This is a genomic window from Candidatus Pelagibacter sp. HIMB1623 (assembly GCF_052047695.1).
GTDB lineage: Bacteria > Pseudomonadota > Alphaproteobacteria > Pelagibacterales > Pelagibacteraceae > Pelagibacter.
This window is the reverse complement of the sequence record NZ_JBNAJN010000013.1, coordinates 53162-69688: the sequence shown is the minus strand read 5'-3', so window position 1 is coordinate 69688 and position 16527 is coordinate 53162. Positions and strand designations below refer to the sequence as shown.

The window sequence follows — 16527 nt, the reverse complement described above, 5'->3', positions numbered from 1 at the left end:
TTTATGGACAAATTTCTGATAGATGGTCCTAGTAAAATAAAGGGCAAAGTTTCAATATCTGGTTCAAAAAATGCATCGTTACCAATATTAGCAGCTACTTTGCTTTTTGATTTACCAGTAACCATAAAGAATTTGCCAAGGGTAAAAGACATAAGTACCATGCTTAATTTATTAAAATCTCTTGGTTCAAAAGTTGAACTTTCAAAAGATAAAAAAATAGCAAAAATTTCTAATCCAAAAAATATGAAAACTTTTGCAAGTTACTCGCTGGTAAAGACAATGAGAGGTTCAATTTTGGTATTAGGACCTTTAGTTGCAAAACTTCATAAATCAAAAACTTCCCTACCAGGTGGATGTTTAATAGGTGCTAGACCAGTTAATTATCATTTATCTGCGTTGGAAAAACTTGGAATGAATTATGAAATTAAAGATGGTTATATTATAGCAAAATCAAATGGCAAACTTAAAGGTGCAGTTATCAAGTTTCCTAAAATTTCAGTTGGTGCAACTGAAAATTCTATTATTGCTGCATGTTTAGCAAAAGGAAAAACAGTATTAAAAAACTGTGCTATCGAGCCAGAGATTAAAGATCTAACTAATTTTTTAAATTTAGCGGGTGCAAAAATTGAATGGATAGGAAGAACATGTACAATTAATGGTGTTAATTCTTTAAAATCAATAAACTATTCTGTGATGGCTGATAGAATAGAGGCAGGTACATTTTGTGTAGCAGCTACTCTTTCAAAAGGTAGTTTGGAAATCAATAACTTAGATCCAAAAATAATAAGCACTGAATTAAACTTATTAAAAAAAACAGGAGCAAAAATAAATAAAAATAAAAATAAAATTTCAATTAAAGGACCTGAAAAAATAAAACCTATCAAAAATATTAAAACAAAGGAATTTCCAGGTATTCCAACAGATCTTCAAGCACAATTAATGGTATTAATGTGTAGGGCTAATGGCAAAAGCTCAATTACAGAAAATATATTTGAAAATAGATTTATGCACGTTGCAGAATTACAGAGATTAGGAGCAAACATAACAATTAAAAATAACAAAGCATTTATTGATGGAAATACTAAGTTTATAGCTGCAGAACTAATGTCTAGTGATTTAAGAGCATCTGTTGCTCTTGTACTAGCTGCCTCTGTTGCGAATGGAAAATCAATTATCAACAGGATTTACCATTTAGATCGAGGTTATGAAAAAATAGAAAATAAATTAAAAAATATAGGTATTAAAATAAAAAGATTAAAAAAATGAGTAAATATTTAGCTAAAATCATTGCTACAGATCAGGAGGGATTACAAGTAATTTCAGCTTGTACCTCAGGAGCCAAAGTAAAGGTTTCAGATATTAAGTATTTAGCTTCTAATAAAGTATTTTTGTTATCAATTGAGAGAATAAAAGTAGAAAATGAAAATGAGGATAAAAAAGTTAACAGTATTTGTAGATTTGATTTTGTTGATAAGGTGAGATCTAAGAATATTGATCAATCAAATGAAGAATTAACTTTAGAGCTAATTGGAATAGATTATTTGAAAAATAATAATGATTATGAAATAAATCTTATTTTTAGTAACAATGCTCATATTGCTTTGACCACCGAAACTATCGAGGCAAGATTAGAGGATCAAAGTGAAATAGAATAGAGATGAAAGTTTTAGATAGTAAAATAAAGAATTTTGATAAATTATTGGATACCTTGTTAATTCAAAGAAAAAATAAGGTTCAGTCAAACTCAGTATCAGTTACCAATATTATTAAAGATGTAAGAAAAAATGGAGATAAGGCTTTAATTAAATATGAAAAGAAATTTAACAAAAATGTTGTAATTGAACCAAGTTCAAAACTAATACAACAATCTATTAAATCATTAAATTCTAAAGTAAAAAAATCAATTGATACTGCTTATGATAGAATTTTTAAATTTCATTCATTACAAAAATTTAAAAATATTTCTTATACGGATAAATTTAAAAATAAACTTGAGTATAAATATTTGCCTCTAGACTCAGTTGCAATTTATGTACCAGGTTCAACTGCATCTTATCCATCAAGTGTATTAATGAATGCTATTCCTGCAATTGTTGCAGGTGTTAAGCGAATTGTAATGATCAATCCAGGTTTCAAAGGAAAACAGAACCCTGCAGTATTGTATGCTGCTAGAAAATGTAAAATTAAGGAAATTTATTCTATTGGTGGTCCATCTGCAATTGCAGGAGTTGCCTATGGTACAAAAAAAATAAAAAAAGTTGATAAAATTGTTGGTCCTGGAAATGCTTATGTTGCAGCAGCAAAAAAAGAAGTTTTTGGAGATGTAGGGGTTGAAGGAATGACTGCTGGTCCATCAGAAGTAACTATTGTTTGTGATAAGAATTCAAATCCAGAGTGGGTTGCAAGCGATTTAATTGGTCAAGCAGAACATGATAATCTTGCACAGTGCATACTTATTTCAAAAGATAAAAATTTATTAGATAGAGTTAAAACTGAAATATTTAAACAACTAAAAGAAATTCCAAGAGAGTCTATTGCAAGAAAAAGTTTAAAAAATAACGGTATTTTAATGCATGTAAGTTCTAATAAAAAAATTATTAAAATTGTAAATAAGATAGCACCAGAGCATTTAGAGCTTAATGTTAAGAACTATAAATCTTTAGTTTCAAAAATAAAAAATTCTGGATCAATATGTTTAGGTAAATATGCTGTTATGGCCATGACAGATTACAATGTTGGATCAAACCATGTTTTACCAACTAATGGTTCAGCAAAATATTCAAGTGGTATAAGTGTAAACGAATTCTACAAAAGAATTTCATACATAAACCTATCAAAAAAGGGTATTGAAAGTCTTGGACCATCAGTTATAACACTTGCAAATTATGAAGGCTTGGTTGGGCATGCTCAATCAGTAATTAAAAGAATAAGGAGAAAATAAATTTGTCAAAACAAGACTTACTTGAATTCAAGGGAACTGTCATAGACCTACTTCCGAATGCAATGTTTAGAGTTAAATTAGAAAATGGTCATACAGTTACAGCTCATACAGCAGGTAAGTTAAGAAAAAACAGAATTAGAGTTCTTCAAGGTGACAATGTAACTGTGGAGATGACACCTTACGATCTTACTAAAGGAAGAATTATCTTTAGAGGATAAATAAGGCTGAGTAGCTCAGGAGTAGAGCAGAGCCCTGAAAAGGCTTGTGTCGGAGGTGCGAATCCTTCCTCAGCCACCACCCAAAGTTTGATCTTGAAATACCCAGAAAAGAAATTAACTTAATTAATATAATAAATAACAAAAGGACGAAGAAACAAGATGAGTACACTACAAGGTAAAATAAAATGGTATAATGGTAAAAAGGGATATGGCTTTATTGAGAGAGACGACAAAGAAAAAGATGCCTTTGTGCATGCTTCAGCTGTAAAAGCTGCTGGTATGAGATTTCTTAATGAAGGTGATAAACTTGAATTCACATTAGAAGATGGTCCCAAAGGTCCTTCTGCAGTAAATTTAAAAAAAATAGACTAATTTTGACATTAATTCTTAAGGACGTTTTTTCTACATCTAGTAGATAAACGTCCTTTTTTTTATTTAGGCCTTGAATATTAATAATTTTTGTCTAAAACGCTGTTCATGAATATAAATAATACATACAGAGCTACTTACAGAAGTACTCACAGAAACTGTTTCCATAGCCATTAGGCTATTTATTTATATTATAATTTTCATTCCACATAAAATAAGATAATAACTAAAGGATAAGCTTTGGTGGTGAAATAGTATCACGTCGGTTTGTGGATCCGAAGTCGTAGGAGCGTAACCTACCCAAAGTACCACTAAAATGGAAAAAGATAAAAAACTCAATCCTTCCTTACCATCTGGATTTGAAGATCGTTGGAACAAAAAGTTAGTTCTAAAAAAACAACTTTTAAAAGTGATTGAAAAAAATTTTTTAAAATTTGGAGCTGAGCCATTAGAGACACCCTCTTTTGAGATCAGTGAAAATATTGGTTCGTTTTTAGCAGAGGACGAGGATAACCCTATGTCTGATGTATTCTCATTCAAAGATGGTGATAAAAATATTACACTTAGATACGATCTATCTAGTCCTTTAGCTAGATTTGTTGCTCAAAACAACCAAGAGCTTCCATCAATTTACAAAAGATATGCAATTCAGAATGTTTTTAGAAATGAAAAAGCAGGAAATGGAAGATACAGAGAGTTCATGCAGGCCGACTTTGATATTGTTGGAAATGTTAATCCAGCTCAAGCTAATGCAGAACTTTGCAATTTAATCTCGAGTACACTCTTAGATTGTGGTTTGAATAAAGATCAATTCTCAATCAATATTAGTAACAGAAAAATAGTACAAGGTTTAATTGATGATTTAAAAATATCTGAAGATAAGCAATTAAAAGTAATTAGAGCTATTGATAAATTAGATAAACCTGGATTTGGTTTAAAAGGTGTTGAAGATCTTCTTAAAAAAGAGAGAAAAGATGCAAGCGGTGCAGTTACAAAAGGTGCCGATCTAACAGATGAACAAGCATCACAAATATTAAATTTCTTAAAAATAAAAGACTTAAAACAATTAAAAGAAAATTTAAAAAATCCATTATCTCAAGAAGGAATTAAAGAGCTTGAGGAAGTTTTTGAAATTTTAGGATTTAGTTTTAATTTAGAACAAGTACAAACCAATTTTACTATTGTAAGAGGTTTAGCTTATTATTCTGATTTTATTGTTGAAACTAACCTAAATTTTAAAGTTACAAATAATAAAGGAAAAGAAGTTGATATTGGCAGCATTTGTTCCGGAGGGTCTTATGCTAAACTTATCTCAAGATTTAAAGGAGTAGATATTCCAGGTACTGGAATTAGCTTTGGTGTGGATAGATTGTTATTTGCACTTTTACAATTAGATCAGATTAAGGTGGATGATCAAAAGCCAGTTCTAGTCTGCGTGATGGATGAAAAATATCTAAAAAATTATTACGAAATTGTAGATCAATTAAGAGAAAATAACATTAATGCAGAAATTTTTTTAGACACAAAGAAAAATTTAGGTAAGCAATTAACCTTAGCAAATAAGCGTGAATTAAATGTAGCAGTTATATGTGGAGAAAATGAATTTAATGAAGGCAATGTTACTATAAAAAATCTTAAAGGTGTTAAAGGTGAAAATAATAAAACATTTTCAAAATCAAATTTAATAGATGAAATCAAAAAACTTATCTGAAAATATTCTTAGATCAGTAAAATCTAAGGGTTACAAATATATAGAATTACCCTCAGTTATTGAGGCAAATCATATCGTTCAAAGGTCAGGTGAAAACTTTAGAAAATTCATTTTTTCATTTACTGATCAAAATGGAAGCGAGTTATGTCTTAGACCAGATTTAACAATTGCATCCTGCTTAAGATACTTAGAGAATAATTTAAAAGGAAAAGAAAAAATTTTTTATAGTGGTCAAGCTTATAGAAAATCAGAAAATAAAAGTGACTCTATTATTCGAGATCAAATTGGTTTTGAAATTTTAGGTTCTAAAGATGAAAAAAATGATGATAAAGAAATCATCAATACTTCACTAAAATCTCTCCAAAATATTAAATATTCATCAGGTAAATTAACAATAGGAAATGTTGAGATATTTAATTTGTTAATTTCAAAACTAGATATTCCAAAAAGATGGAAGTTAAGATTATCAAGACATTTTTGGAGGGAAGATTACTTTAATGATCTTTTAAAAAGATTAGAGACAAACTCTGATGTAGATCCAACTATTGTTGAAATTGATAAAAAACGTTATTTAAAAATGCTAAAAGAAGATTTATCAAATGTAATAGCAGGAAGAACTATTAATGAGATATTAAATCGATTTGATAACAAAATTAAAGATCCAAGAAGAGCTAGTAAAGGTAAAGGTGTTTCGAAAATTATTAAAGACTTCTTAAAAATTAAATGTCCAATCAACGAGGCTGCATCTGAGTTAAATAAATTTTTTAAAAAAAATAGAATTAATTTGGTGGTTGATCAAAGATATTTTCCTGTCTCTAACAACAAAGTTTCAAAACTAAACGTAGTATTTTCTACTTCTTTTGGAAGACAATTGGAATATTACACAGGAATGGTTTTTAAAATTGATGTTAAGTCAAAAAATAAATTAAAAAATATTATTAACGGTGGTCGTTATGATCGATTAATTTCTGATCTTGGGTCAAAAAAACAAATACCAGCAGTTGGGGCTGCATTAAATTTAAATTATTAATGAAGAAAAATATTTTAAATATTGGAATTCCTAGTAAAGGCAGACTTCGAAAAGATGTCTTAAAAATATTTAAAAAAAATAAATTAAATTTAATTTCAGAAAGAGGAGAAAGAGATTTATTAGGTTCCATTAAACAAAAGAAAAATATTAAAATTTTGTACCTTCATGCAAGAGAAATTATAGAAAGACTCGGTGATGGTTCATTAGATCTAGGATTTTCTGGTTTTGATTTATTAAAGGAAAGTGAAATAAATATTCAAAAGAAAATTAATGTGATAAAAAAATATGACTTCGGGAAGGCCACGTTAGTAGTTGCAATTCCAGATCCTTGGATTGATGTTCAAACTATTGCTGACTTAGAGGAAATAGCATTTGAGTTTAGAGACAAGAAAAAGAAGAGATTAAGAGTTGCAACCAAATATCCAAATTTAACAAGAGAATTTTTATTTTCTAAAGGGGTTACCCAATTTAAATTAGTAGATAGTTTAGGTGCTACAGAGGCATATCCTTTTACTGGTTCATCAGAAATAATTACTGACATCACTTCAACAGGAGAAACATTAAAAGCTAATAATTTAAGAGTTTTAAAAGATGGTGAAATTTTAAAATCGGAAGCTTGTATGATGATATCTAAATCATCGTCTAAAAATAAATCACTTCAAAGTTTAGCTGGATTACTTTCTAAGAATTAAATCTTTCCAATAAATAAGAATAATTTTAATAATATCTAGGTTTCGAAAGATTGCATAAAGACCAATTAGTATTCCTAAACCAATAATAATTTTAAATATTAATAATAATTCCATTACATATTTTATATATGATATAAACTGATTCATGGAAGTTATATTTTTAGTTATTTTAATTCTGTTACTGGGAGTAGTTTCAGCAATTCTTTACTTAAATTTAAGATCTAAGCCTGAGGATCAAAAAGAAAATAAAGAAGCTGAGGAAATATCTAACTTAAAATCTGAAATTTCAAGTTTGAAGGATACTTTAAATACAACAATTAATAGCTCACTTGGTGCAATGTCCACTTCATTTAATAATCTATCTACTGGAGTAACAAAAGATATGACAGAAGCTTTAACTAAAGTAGATGAAAAAGTTGGAAATTTTAATCAGCAAGTTCAATTATTAAATCAAAGCCAAGAAGGAATAACCAAGATTTTGGCTGGAGTTAAAAAATATGGAACTCTTGCAGAGTTTAGTTTGGATGCACTGATTAAAGATTTACTACCAGCTTCTCAATTCATGACAAATGTTAAAATGAAAGAAAATACAAGTGAGAATGTAGAATTTGCAATTAAGCTTCAAGGTGATGTTTTAGTTCCAGTTGATAGTCATTTTCCAGTGGAGAAATTTAAAGCAATTACTGATGGTCATGACGCGGAAGACAAAAGGTTAGTTGCTGATGCTAGAGCAAAATTAGCCACTGCATTTAAAGCAAAAGCTAAAAGTGTGAATGAAAAATATATTGTTCCACCAAAAACTACTGATTTTGCAATTGTCTATGCTCCAACAGAAAGTTTATACAAAGAGTTAACTGAATACCAAGATCCAAGTACAAAAGAATTATTAACCCAAGAATTAATGAAAAAATATAAAGTAGTAATTTGTGGCCCTAATACTTTGTCAGCATATTTGCAATCTTTACATATGGGTTTTCAATCATTGAAAGTTCAAAAAGGGGCAACAGAAATTTACAATCATTTAAAAACAATAAGTACAAGATTTTCAAAACACTTCGACAACATAGTTGTTCTTAGAAAAAAATTAGAAGATGCTATGGGTGTAGTAGATAAATTTGGAACAGATGCAAGATCAATTAACAGAACTTTAGAAAGTATTAAAGATCCTGAGCAGGTTGAGAAAGCTGTACAAACTGAAAACGTAGAAAAATTTGTTGAACGTAATAGACAGCTTAAAAATTAATTTCTTTTTTTCCCAATTAACGACTATAAGAAATTACATGCAGTGGAATAATAAATATATTTATCCAAAATCAACAAGATCAATTATTCAAGGATCACGTCATTATTCAGTCAATCAAGAAAATTTGCCTTCGGTAACAACAATTTTAAAAGCAACAGAGTCTCAGGAAAAAAAAGCAAAATTAGAAGAATGGAAAAAAAGAGTTGGATATAAGCAAGCTGAAATTATTTCAAGAGAAGCCACTTCAAGAGGTAGTTCAATGCATGACTATCTTGAAAAATTTTTACTTGGAAAATTAAATTTAGATTTACTTGGAGATAATACTCGCGAAAAAATGATGGCTGATCAAATTATAGAAAATGGTTTAAGAAATAAACTTGATGAAATATGGGGTTGTGAGGCAACTTTATATTATCCAGGAAAATATGCTGGTGCAGCAGATTGTATTGGTGTTTATGAAAATAAAGAAACAATTATAGATTTTAAACAAAGCAATAAACCCAAGAAAGATGAGTGGATTGATGACTATTATTTACAATGTGCTGCTTATGCAATGGCACACAATAAAGTTTATGGATCAAATATCACCCAAGCCGCAATACTTTTATGTACAAAAGAAAACATTTTTCAAAGATTTGTAATAGATGGAGAGCGATTTAGAGGTTATCAAACACAGTTCATGGATAAAGTTGAGCAATTTTACTCACAGAGGTTAGCAAATTGAATTACGTAATTTGGGATATTGAAACAGATTCTGCCCAACTAGATTGGGCAACTATGATTGAAGTAGGAGCAATACTTTTAGACGAAAACTTTAATGAAAAAGAGCGTTTTTCATATAGATGCAGGATGCCTCAAGATCGAGTTCCATCAGCAACCGCATTATGTATTAACAAATCGAATGTAGATTTAATTTCCAAAGCTAATTTAAGCCATTACCAAATGATTTCTCAACTTGAAAAAAAATTTAAAGAATGGTCACCAGCTACATTTATGGGTTTTTCAAGCATTGGTTTTGATGATGAGATTTTAAGACGCGAGTTTTTTAAATCTTTAAGAAAACCATATTTAACTAACACAGATGGCAACTCAAGACATGATGCTTTAAATATGATCAAAGCTGCATTTGCCATAGATGAAAATGTTTTAAAAACTGAATTAAATAATAAAGGTAATAAATCAATGAAGCTAGAGTCTCTTGCAAGATTAAATGGTTTTGACTCAAAAGATGCACATTCTGCATTATTTGATACTGAGTTAACAGTTAAAGTTTTAGGCTTGTTAAAAGATAAGCAACCTAATTTGTGGCACGAATATTTAAAAACCAAAAGTAAGGTTGTGGTTGAGAATTTAATTAAACAAGAAAAAATGTTTACAATAAATGAAAATTTTTTTGGTAAAAATTATTTATTTTTAGTTGCACCATTGCACCCTAATTCATGTATGCACCCGGTTTACAAATGGGGACAAGTTGTAAATTTATCTGCAAATATAGAAGAACTTCAAAAACTAAACTACCAAGATTTAAAAAGAGAAATGAAAAAATCTCCTCGTTTTTATAAAACTATTAAATCAAATAAAGCTCCTATAATTTTAGATAAAAGCTTAGGTATAAAGGTAGATCCATATAAAAAAATTGGTGAAAATTTGTTAAATAAAAGAGCTGAACTCATGAAAACTAATGAAAAATTTTCCCAGGATATTTGCAATATTCTCAAAGAAGCAGCAGAGGAAAAAATGGAAACAGCTTCCCAAGAAGATATTGAGCCCGAAGAGTCAATATATTCTGGAGGCTTTGTTTCATCTAAAGATGAAGCTTTATTTCCAAAATTTCATAACGCTGATTGGAAGGAGAAATTTGCTCTATTAGATAAATTTCAAGATGATAGATTAGTAACATTTGGTCATAGTTTAATTTTTAATGAAGCTCCAGAAATTTTGCCAAAAGAAATTTATAAAAAAATTAAAAGAAGAATAGCTTCAAGAATTTTGAGTACTAATAAAGAAAAATGGTGGACTGTTTCTGCATTTTATTCTGAGTGTGATGAGATTAGAGAGAATGAAGATAAGATGTTTTCTTTCAAAAATGTTGATGAAAAATTAAAATTTTTAGATGGAATTAATGATTATGTGATGAATCTCGAGCAAAAATATTCTGATGCTTGATTTAATAAACTAAAAATAATTATTTTTGACCATTGAATAATGAATTGAATATATTATATCTGAAGCATGCTTATAGACTTTAAAGATGAAGATTTTGAAAACAAAATCAAAAATGAAGAGGTATCAGTAATTCAATTTTCTGCTGCTTGGTGTGGTCCTTGTAAGGCTCTTAAACCCGTGATGGATAAGTTATCTGATGAATATAAAGATAAAGCAGGTTTTTACTATGCCGATATAGAAGATGGTGGGATAAACACAGGCAGTGCTGCAGGTATTCGAGGCGTACCCACTGTTATTGTATATAAAAAAGGTGTTGAGGTAGATAGAAAAGTTGGTGGAGTTCCTGAAAGCCACATGAAAGAATTCTTAGATAAAAATATCTAGTTTAAATTCAAAACTTCGCCTGCCAAGTACAATGAACCTGTAATTAGTATAATATCATTTTTCTTGACCGGAATTGACTTGATTGCTTCACTAATACTTTTTTTATATTGAACATTTTTGAAAGAATTAAGCTTATTTTTTAACTCTTTCCCATTTATTGAATTTGGTTGATTTGGAATGTCAATGGTGGTCAAGGTTGAGATATTTTTAAAATAGCTCATATATTCTTTATGATTTTTGTTTGCCATCATTCCTAGAATTATATGTTTATTACAATCTAAACTATTTAAATATTCATTTAAAACTTTTGCTCCTAATGGATTATGAGAACCATCTACAAGTAATATATTATCTCTAACTAATTCTTTTAGCTTTCCTGAATTAATTTCTTGGAGTCTTGCAATACTTTTAATTTTTGTTATCCCACTTTTAATATGATTTTCATTTATATTGAGCTCTTCTAGAGATCTTAAAGTTGCAATAGCATTTGAAATATTATCAAGTTGAAATTGACCCTTTATATTGGGTTGAGGAAGTTTTATTCCACCTTTTTTATCTTCATAATAAACAAAGCCATTTTCATTAAATAAATAATTATAATCATCTCCAAAAAAATATTTTTTAGAATTATTTCTCGATAAAGATTTCTTTATTTCACTTTTAATATAATCCGAACTTTGTTTGGAAACGATAATATTTGAATTTAAAAGAGATGATGTTTTCTCGAATATAATTTTTTCTATATTTTGCTCATTTTTTGGAAGCCAATCTAGGTGATCTAATCCTATAGAAGTGACAACACTAGCCAAATTTTTCTTAAGAATATTCGTTGCATCAAAACGGTGGAATAATCCTGCTTCAATTAAATTAATATTCTTAGGAGTTTTTGCTGCTTGATAAAAATAAGCTGCAGTAAGTATCTCAAAAAAAGTTATTGGATCATTATTGTTTGCTTCTGCAACATCCTCAAGTAATTTGCTCAAATCTTCATCATTTAATTCGTGATTATTAAATATAAACCTTTCGTTTATTCTTACGATGTGAGGACTGGTATAAATATTACAATTAAAATTAGCTTCTTTTAAAATTGAGAAGAGTGCTCGTATGGTAGAGTATTTTCCATTCGTTCCAACAATAGAAATTGTTTTTAAATTATCTTGTGGATTTCCTAGATTTTTACAAAGATTTTTAATTCTATCGAGAGATAAATCTATTTCTTTAGGATGCAGCTCTTGTAAGTGATTGACTATCTTCTGAAGTTTCATTTTGATCAGAAGATATAACAGAATTCTGTTTTAACAATATTGATAATAAGGTTCCAATTTTTGCTGCAAGGTCTTTTCGTTCAACAATTAAGTCAACAAAACCAGTTTTTTCAACATATTCACTCTTTTGAAATCCTTCCGGAAGTTCTTCTTTTACTGTTCCTTGAATTACTCTTGCGCCTGCAAAAGCTATTAGTGCTCCTGGTTCTGCAATATGTATATCTCCTAACATTGCATAAGAAGCAGTAATCCCTCCAGCAGTAGGATCGGTTATGCATACCAAATATGGAAGACCATTTTTTTTCAATTCGTTTATAGCCAGTGTGGTTCTTGTCATTTGTGATAGTGAGATTAAGCTTTCCATCATTCTCATTCCTCCACCTGCACTTATACAAATGAATGGAGTTTGATTTTCAATAGCATGTTGAATTCCATATAAAAATGCTTCACCTTCCGCAGCCGCCATCGAGGCTCCTAAAAAATCAAAATCTGATGCAACTGCAGTAATTTTAATATTATTTATTGTACCTGAGGCAACCATCATACCACACTCTAATCCAGTTTTTTTACGAGCGATCTTTAATCTATCTTTGTATGATTTAGAATCTGTCCAATTTAATGGATCATCTTTTGGAATTGGTGTTTTGAATACTTCATAATTATTTTTTCCAAACAAAATATCAAATCTTTGTTTTGGTTTAATTCTGTGATGCTTATTACAATCTGGGCAAACCCATAGATTTTTTTCTAAATCTTTTTTAAGAATTGGGCCTCTACAACAAGAAGTCCAATCACTTTTTTCAATATCCTCTTTTGTAGATCTTTCTCTAATAGCAGTTTTAATTTTTTCACCTGCTTTTATTATTTTTGTTATCCAGTTCATTGAATTTTATTTTTTAATCTTCTCACAATATTAGTTACATTTGTGACAGTATTTTGTCTGTTTTTTATTGATTTAGATATTTCCTTACAAATTGCACTTCCAACCACCAAACCATCTGCACTTTTTAAAGATTTTATTGTTTTTTCAGTAATTCCAAATCCAATTACTACATTTTTTGAAGTGTTTTGTTTTTTAATATTTGCATATCTTTCCAAAATTTTTTTAGGTGAAACTTTTAATTTCCCACCTGTGGTTGATAGCATACTTATATAATAAACCATATCATGTGAATCTTTTATGATTTTTTTTAATCTTGATTGTGAAGTTGTTGGAGATACTAGTTGTATAAAGTTAACACCATTTTTTTTGCACTTTGAGGCAAAACTCTTATTTTCTGGGTAGGGTAAATCTACAACAATTAATCCATCTACATTTGACTTTTTACATTTGTTAATAAATTTATTTTCATTGTACTGAAAAATCATATTGTAATATCCCATTAATATAATTGGAGTATTTTTTTTTAATTTTTTAAAATCTTTTGCGATTTCAAATACATCATTAATTTTGATTCCGTTTTTAATAGCCCGATAGGCACTAGTTTGTATTTGTCCACCGTCAGCTATAGGTGTGTTATGCGGAAATCCTAATTCACATATGTCAGCATAATTTGATATAGAATTGAGAATCTCTAGAGATTTTTTTTTAGTATTATCTCCTGCAACAGTATACGTTAGTAAAGCTGGCCTATTTTCTTTTTTTGCATTTAAAAAGGCTTTGTTAAGTAATGAGCTCATTAATGTTTCCCTAACCTTTCCCTTAAAATATCCCTATCTTTTTTTGCATCACCACATGAGTTGACAATTATAATTGTGTCTTTACTTAACTTTGGCGCAATTTTTATTGCTTCAGCAAAAGCATGGCTTGGTTCTAGACTTGGATTTAATTTTTCAAATTTTGTGACCATTACATGAGCGTCTAATGCTTCCTCGTCTGTAGCATAAGTATATCTTGCTCTTTTCGTATCTTTTAAAAAACAATGAATTGGACTTACACCTGGATAATCTAATCCAGCACTTATAGACTCTGTGTCATTTATTTGTCCTTCATTATTTTGACATACATATGAAGCAGCACCATGTAAAATTCCAACTTTTGCATTTCTACTTAGAGGAGCAGCATGAAGTTTTGATTTTTTAGGGCCTCCGGCTTCAACACCTATTAATTCAATTTGCTTCTTATTAAAATCTATGAACTCACTCCAAAAACCATAAGCAGAACTTCCACCTCCAACACAATTAATTAGTTTAATTTTATTTGGAATTTTTTTGAATTCTTTTTTAATCTGTGATTTTAATTCTCTTGAAATTTGTGCAGTAGACCAACCACATATTTTAACAAATATATTTGGCCCAACTGTACTTCCTACACACATATGAGTATTGTCGCAATTTGACACCCAATATCTCATACATTCACTTACAGCATCTACTAAAGTTTGGCTTCCGGAATAAACAGGAACTATTTCTGCTCCATTTTTTCTCATAGCATCACAGTTTGGTTTTTGTCTTTTAATATCTTTTGCACCCATAAAAATTTTACATTTGAGACCAAATTTTTTAGCTGCCATACTCAACATCTTTCCTGCGTAGCCAGCTCCAGTATCGCCTACAATATATTTTTTACCCATAGCTTTACAAATAAGTGCATGTACAGTTGCATTATAAATTTTGTGAGCTCCACCATTTGCCTCTGATACTACTTTTGCCCAAATTTGAGCTCCACCTAAATGATTGGATAAATTTTCTAATTTTACAAAAGAAGTTGGTGAGCCAATGTAGTTTTGAAAATAGTAATCTCTTTTTTTAAGAAATTCTTTATTATTTCTTAGTTTTTTAAATTCTTTAGTTAAGTCCTCTACAGGTTTTTTTAAAGTTTCAGGAATAAAACTTCCTCCAAATTTTCCTCCCCAAAACCCTTTTTGGTCATGTTGATCAATTAATGGAACACCTTTTTTAAGTTTCATTTTTAATTTCGTTCACTTTATTTAAAAAAAATTCTAATTTGGATAAGTCTTTTAATCCAGATGTTTCTACACCTCCAGATAAATCGATAAAATTTGCTAAATTTTTGAAATTTTTTAGATCATCATTGAATTGAATATTTCCAGCTATCATTAATTCCTTATTTAAATTGATATTTTTAAGCAAGTCATGATTAAAAGACTGACTTTTCTCATAGCCTTTACTATCAAACAGGTAAATATCAGTTACATCAGAATATAATTTATAATCAATTAAATCAGACTCTGTTTTGATTGTAAAAGCTGTAATAATTTTTTTTTGATATTTTTGTTTTATTTCTCTTATCTCCTCTGGCAGACAATCATATATTTGATAGTAATCAAAAGGTAAGTTTTTAATTTTTTCCAAAATTTTAATATCAGGCTTTACTAGAACAGCAACATAGAAACTCTTTTTAGAATTTATACTTACAAGTTTTTTTAAATTTTGATATTCAACATACCTTGGACTCTTTGGATAGTTACAAATAAATCCAATAAACTTAGGTGGGTGGGGATGATTAATTAGAAAATTAAGAGTATTAGGATCTGAAATCCCACAGATTTTGCATCCTTGGATCATCAGTTTAAATGATCAATTAGTCTTTTAACATTATTTTTAATATTACCCTTTGTAAGTGATCTACCAATTACAACTCCTGAAACTTTATTTTTGAATGCATTCTTTGGCGTCATTACTCTTGCTTGATCATTTAAATTATCACCAGGCATTCTTATACCAGGCGTTATGATTAAAAAGTTTTTATATTTTTTTCTAATCATTTTTGCTTCTTGCGCTGAACAAACAATTCCATCACAGCCTGATTTTTTTATAATGCTTGCTTGTTTTAAAACAAGTTGATCAACTGTTTTGGTATGACCAATTTCCTTTAAAGATTTGTTGTTAAGACTAGTCAATATAGTAACTCCTAGTACTTTCAAATTTTTATTAATTTGTTTAGTCTTATTTTTAATTGATTTTAGCATTTCAAGACCACCGTTTGCATGAACTGTAATATATTTACAATTTTTTAAATCTTTTAAACTATCAACTGCAGAAAGAGCTGTTTGTGGTATATCGTTAATTTTTAAATCTAACCAAAAATCTGATTTATATTTTTCCAAAAATTTTCTTCCATTTTTAGAATAAAAAAACTGCAATCCAAATTTTGGAACAATTTTTAATTTTTTTGTATTAATATTTTTAAGGATTTGATTTATTTGATTTAAATTTGAAGTATCACAAGCAACAAATATAGTTTTATTCTTCATTATTAATCTTTTTAAACATTTCCTTGCTCATTTTCCATGATATTACTTTTTTTTCAGGAACTGCAACTTTTTCCCCAGTTTTTGGATTTCTTCTGATTGAAGCTTTTTGAGTTTTAACTCTAAAGGTTCCAAAATTTCTTAATTCAACCCCATCTCCTCTTCGAAGAGCTCTTTTTATTTCATTTAAAATTATATTAGTAAATTTTTCTAGGTCTTTTTTTAAGAAATTTGGGTAGTTATTTGAAAGTTGTTTTAAAAGCTTTGATTTTACAATAGCCAATTTAAATCTTC

The 16527-nt window shown here is 28.9% G+C and carries 19 protein-coding genes and 1 tRNA gene; 13 read left to right on the top strand and 7 right to left on the bottom strand.

The annotated features are described in order from the left end of the window. Positions 1 to 3: 3 nt before the first annotated feature. The 13 genes from murA to ACTTBN_RS04740 all read left to right on the top strand — a co-directional run bounded on the left by murA (position 4) and on the right by ACTTBN_RS04740 (position 10754). Positions 4 to 1266, top strand: coding sequence for a UDP-N-acetylglucosamine 1-carboxyvinyltransferase (gene murA, locus ACTTBN_RS04800; RefSeq protein ID WP_440681263.1), 1263 nt, complete (start codon positions 4 to 6; stop codon positions 1264 to 1266). After that, positions 1263 to 1655 carry a DUF2948 family protein gene (locus ACTTBN_RS04795; protein WP_440681262.1) on the top strand — a complete coding sequence of 131 codons (393 nt, stop codon included), beginning with the start codon at positions 1263 to 1265 and terminating at the stop codon, positions 1653 to 1655. Before murA ends, ACTTBN_RS04795 begins: the two co-directional genes overlap by 4 nt. A gap of 2 nt (positions 1656 to 1657) precedes the next feature. After that, positions 1658 to 2941 carry a histidinol dehydrogenase gene (gene hisD / locus ACTTBN_RS04790; RefSeq protein WP_440681261.1) on the top strand — a complete coding sequence of 428 codons (1284 nt, stop codon included), beginning with the start codon at positions 1658 to 1660 and terminating at the stop codon, positions 2939 to 2941. A 2-nt stretch (positions 2942 to 2943) separates the two neighbouring features. Further along, positions 2944 to 3159 carry a translation initiation factor IF-1 gene (gene infA / locus ACTTBN_RS04785; RefSeq protein WP_023854397.1) on the top strand — a complete coding sequence of 72 codons (216 nt, stop codon included), beginning with the start codon at positions 2944 to 2946 and terminating at the stop codon, positions 3157 to 3159. Between the two features lie 4 nt (positions 3160 to 3163). After that, positions 3164 to 3238, top strand: a tRNA-Phe gene (locus ACTTBN_RS04780). Between the two features lie 80 nt (positions 3239 to 3318). After that, positions 3319 to 3531, top strand: coding sequence for a cold-shock protein (locus ACTTBN_RS04775; protein ID WP_075505957.1), 213 nt, complete (start codon positions 3319 to 3321; stop codon positions 3529 to 3531). 313 nt (positions 3532 to 3844) lie between these two features. Further along, positions 3845 to 5239, top strand: coding sequence for a histidine--tRNA ligase (gene hisS, locus ACTTBN_RS04770; RefSeq protein WP_440681260.1), 1395 nt, complete (start codon positions 3845 to 3847; stop codon positions 5237 to 5239). Then, positions 5217 to 6269, top strand: a complete 1053-nt coding sequence (locus tag ACTTBN_RS04765; RefSeq protein ID WP_440681259.1) for an ATP phosphoribosyltransferase regulatory subunit — start codon at positions 5217 to 5219, stop codon at positions 6267 to 6269. The genes hisS and ACTTBN_RS04765 overlap by 23 nt, the downstream gene beginning before the upstream one ends. Beyond that, the gene (gene hisG / locus ACTTBN_RS04760; protein ID WP_440681257.1) at positions 6269 to 6961 is read left to right on the top strand and encodes an ATP phosphoribosyltransferase; all 693 of its coding nucleotides are present in this window, start codon (positions 6269 to 6271) and stop codon (positions 6959 to 6961) included. Before ACTTBN_RS04765 ends, hisG begins: the two co-directional genes overlap by 1 nt. A gap of 145 nt (positions 6962 to 7106) precedes the next feature. Then, positions 7107 to 8204 (top strand): DNA recombination protein RmuC, encoded by a 1098-nt coding sequence (locus ACTTBN_RS04755; RefSeq protein WP_440681256.1) that lies wholly within the window; start codon positions 7107 to 7109, stop codon positions 8202 to 8204. Between the two features lie 37 nt (positions 8205 to 8241). Next, on the top strand, positions 8242 to 8928 hold the full coding sequence (locus tag ACTTBN_RS04750; protein ID WP_440681255.1) for a hypothetical protein: 687 nt from the start codon (positions 8242 to 8244) through the stop codon (positions 8926 to 8928). Next, positions 8925 to 10370, top strand: a complete 1446-nt coding sequence (locus tag ACTTBN_RS04745; RefSeq protein ID WP_440681253.1) for an exonuclease domain-containing protein — start codon at positions 8925 to 8927, stop codon at positions 10368 to 10370. The genes ACTTBN_RS04750 and ACTTBN_RS04745 overlap by 4 nt, the downstream gene beginning before the upstream one ends. A 66-nt stretch (positions 10371 to 10436) precedes the next feature. Beyond that, a complete protein-coding gene (locus ACTTBN_RS04740) occupies positions 10437 to 10754 on the top strand; it encodes a thioredoxin family protein (protein WP_440681252.1) in 318 nt (105 codons plus the stop codon). Here ACTTBN_RS04740 and ACTTBN_RS04735 read toward each other — a convergent pair. The 7 genes from ACTTBN_RS04735 to ACTTBN_RS04705 are packed head-to-tail and all read right to left on the bottom strand — an operon-like array spanning position 10751 to position 16516. Next, complete coding sequence (locus tag ACTTBN_RS04735) at positions 10751 to 12019, bottom strand: bifunctional folylpolyglutamate synthase/dihydrofolate synthase (protein ID WP_440681251.1); 1269 nt, start codon at positions 12017 to 12019, stop codon at positions 10751 to 10753. The two genes, ACTTBN_RS04740 and ACTTBN_RS04735, sit on opposite strands and share 4 nt — an antisense overlap. Then, positions 11973 to 12902, bottom strand: coding sequence for an acetyl-CoA carboxylase carboxyltransferase subunit beta (locus ACTTBN_RS04730; protein WP_440681250.1), 930 nt, complete (start codon positions 12900 to 12902; stop codon positions 11973 to 11975). The genes ACTTBN_RS04735 and ACTTBN_RS04730 overlap by 47 nt, the downstream gene beginning before the upstream one ends. Next, positions 12899 to 13699 carry a tryptophan synthase subunit alpha gene (gene trpA / locus ACTTBN_RS04725; RefSeq protein ID WP_440681249.1) on the bottom strand — a complete coding sequence of 267 codons (801 nt, stop codon included), beginning with the start codon at positions 13697 to 13699 and terminating at the stop codon, positions 12899 to 12901. The genes ACTTBN_RS04730 and trpA overlap by 4 nt, the downstream gene beginning before the upstream one ends. Beyond that, positions 13699 to 14928, bottom strand: a complete 1230-nt coding sequence (gene trpB, locus ACTTBN_RS04720; RefSeq protein WP_440681248.1) for a tryptophan synthase subunit beta — start codon at positions 14926 to 14928, stop codon at positions 13699 to 13701. Before trpB ends, trpA begins: the two co-directional genes overlap by 1 nt. Beyond that, entirely contained in the window at positions 14918 to 15547 is a 630-nt protein-coding gene (locus ACTTBN_RS04715) for a phosphoribosylanthranilate isomerase (protein WP_440681247.1), read from the bottom strand. The genes trpB and ACTTBN_RS04715 overlap by 11 nt, the downstream gene beginning before the upstream one ends. Continuing rightward, positions 15547 to 16236: an orotidine-5'-phosphate decarboxylase gene (gene pyrF / locus ACTTBN_RS04710; RefSeq protein WP_440681246.1), complete on the bottom strand. Its 690-nt coding sequence runs from the start codon at positions 16234 to 16236 to the stop codon at positions 15547 to 15549. Before pyrF ends, ACTTBN_RS04715 begins: the two co-directional genes overlap by 1 nt. Further along, entirely contained in the window at positions 16226 to 16516 is a 291-nt protein-coding gene (locus ACTTBN_RS04705; RefSeq protein ID WP_440681245.1) for an HU family DNA-binding protein, read from the bottom strand. Before ACTTBN_RS04705 ends, pyrF begins: the two co-directional genes overlap by 11 nt. Between the last annotated feature and the right edge of the window lie 11 nt (positions 16517 to 16527).

Excerpts from the sequence above, each read along its gene's own strand:
- trpB (WP_440681248.1), bottom strand. The coding sequence starts at position 14,928 with ATGAAACTTAAAAAAGGTGTTCCATTAATTGATCAACATGACCAAAAA.
- trpA (WP_440681249.1), bottom strand. The coding sequence starts at position 13,699 with ATGAGCTCATTACTTAACAAAGCCTTTTTAAATGCAAAAAAAGAAAAT.
- ACTTBN_RS04795 (WP_440681262.1), top strand. The coding sequence starts at position 1,263 with ATGAGTAAATATTTAGCTAAAATCATTGCTACAGATCAGGAGGGATTA.
- ACTTBN_RS04715 (WP_440681247.1), bottom strand. The coding sequence starts at position 15,547 with ATGATCCAAGGATGCAAAATCTGTGGGATTTCAGATCCTAATACTCTT.
- ACTTBN_RS04765 (WP_440681259.1), top strand. The coding sequence starts at position 5,217 with ATGAAATCAAAAAACTTATCTGAAAATATTCTTAGATCAGTAAAATCT.
- ACTTBN_RS04730 (WP_440681250.1), bottom strand. The coding sequence starts at position 12,902 with ATGAACTGGATAACAAAAATAATAAAAGCAGGTGAAAAAATTAAAACT.
- ACTTBN_RS04740 (WP_440681252.1), top strand. The coding sequence starts at position 10,437 with ATGCTTATAGACTTTAAAGATGAAGATTTTGAAAACAAAATCAAAAAT.
- murA (WP_440681263.1), top strand. The coding sequence starts at position 4 with ATGGACAAATTTCTGATAGATGGTCCTAGTAAAATAAAGGGCAAAGTT.
- ACTTBN_RS04755 (WP_440681256.1), top strand. The coding sequence starts at position 7,107 with ATGGAAGTTATATTTTTAGTTATTTTAATTCTGTTACTGGGAGTAGTT.
- hisS (WP_440681260.1), top strand. The coding sequence starts at position 3,845 with ATGGAAAAAGATAAAAAACTCAATCCTTCCTTACCATCTGGATTTGAA.
- ACTTBN_RS04775 (WP_075505957.1), top strand. The coding sequence starts at position 3,319 with ATGAGTACACTACAAGGTAAAATAAAATGGTATAATGGTAAAAAGGGA.
- hisD (WP_440681261.1), top strand. The coding sequence starts at position 1,658 with ATGAAAGTTTTAGATAGTAAAATAAAGAATTTTGATAAATTATTGGAT.
- ACTTBN_RS04735 (WP_440681251.1), bottom strand. The coding sequence starts at position 12,019 with ATGAAACTTCAGAAGATAGTCAATCACTTACAAGAGCTGCATCCTAAA.
- ACTTBN_RS04750 (WP_440681255.1), top strand. The coding sequence starts at position 8,242 with ATGCAGTGGAATAATAAATATATTTATCCAAAATCAACAAGATCAATT.
- hisG (WP_440681257.1), top strand. The coding sequence starts at position 6,269 with ATGAAGAAAAATATTTTAAATATTGGAATTCCTAGTAAAGGCAGACTT.
- pyrF (WP_440681246.1), bottom strand. The coding sequence starts at position 16,236 with ATGAAGAATAAAACTATATTTGTTGCTTGTGATACTTCAAATTTAAAT.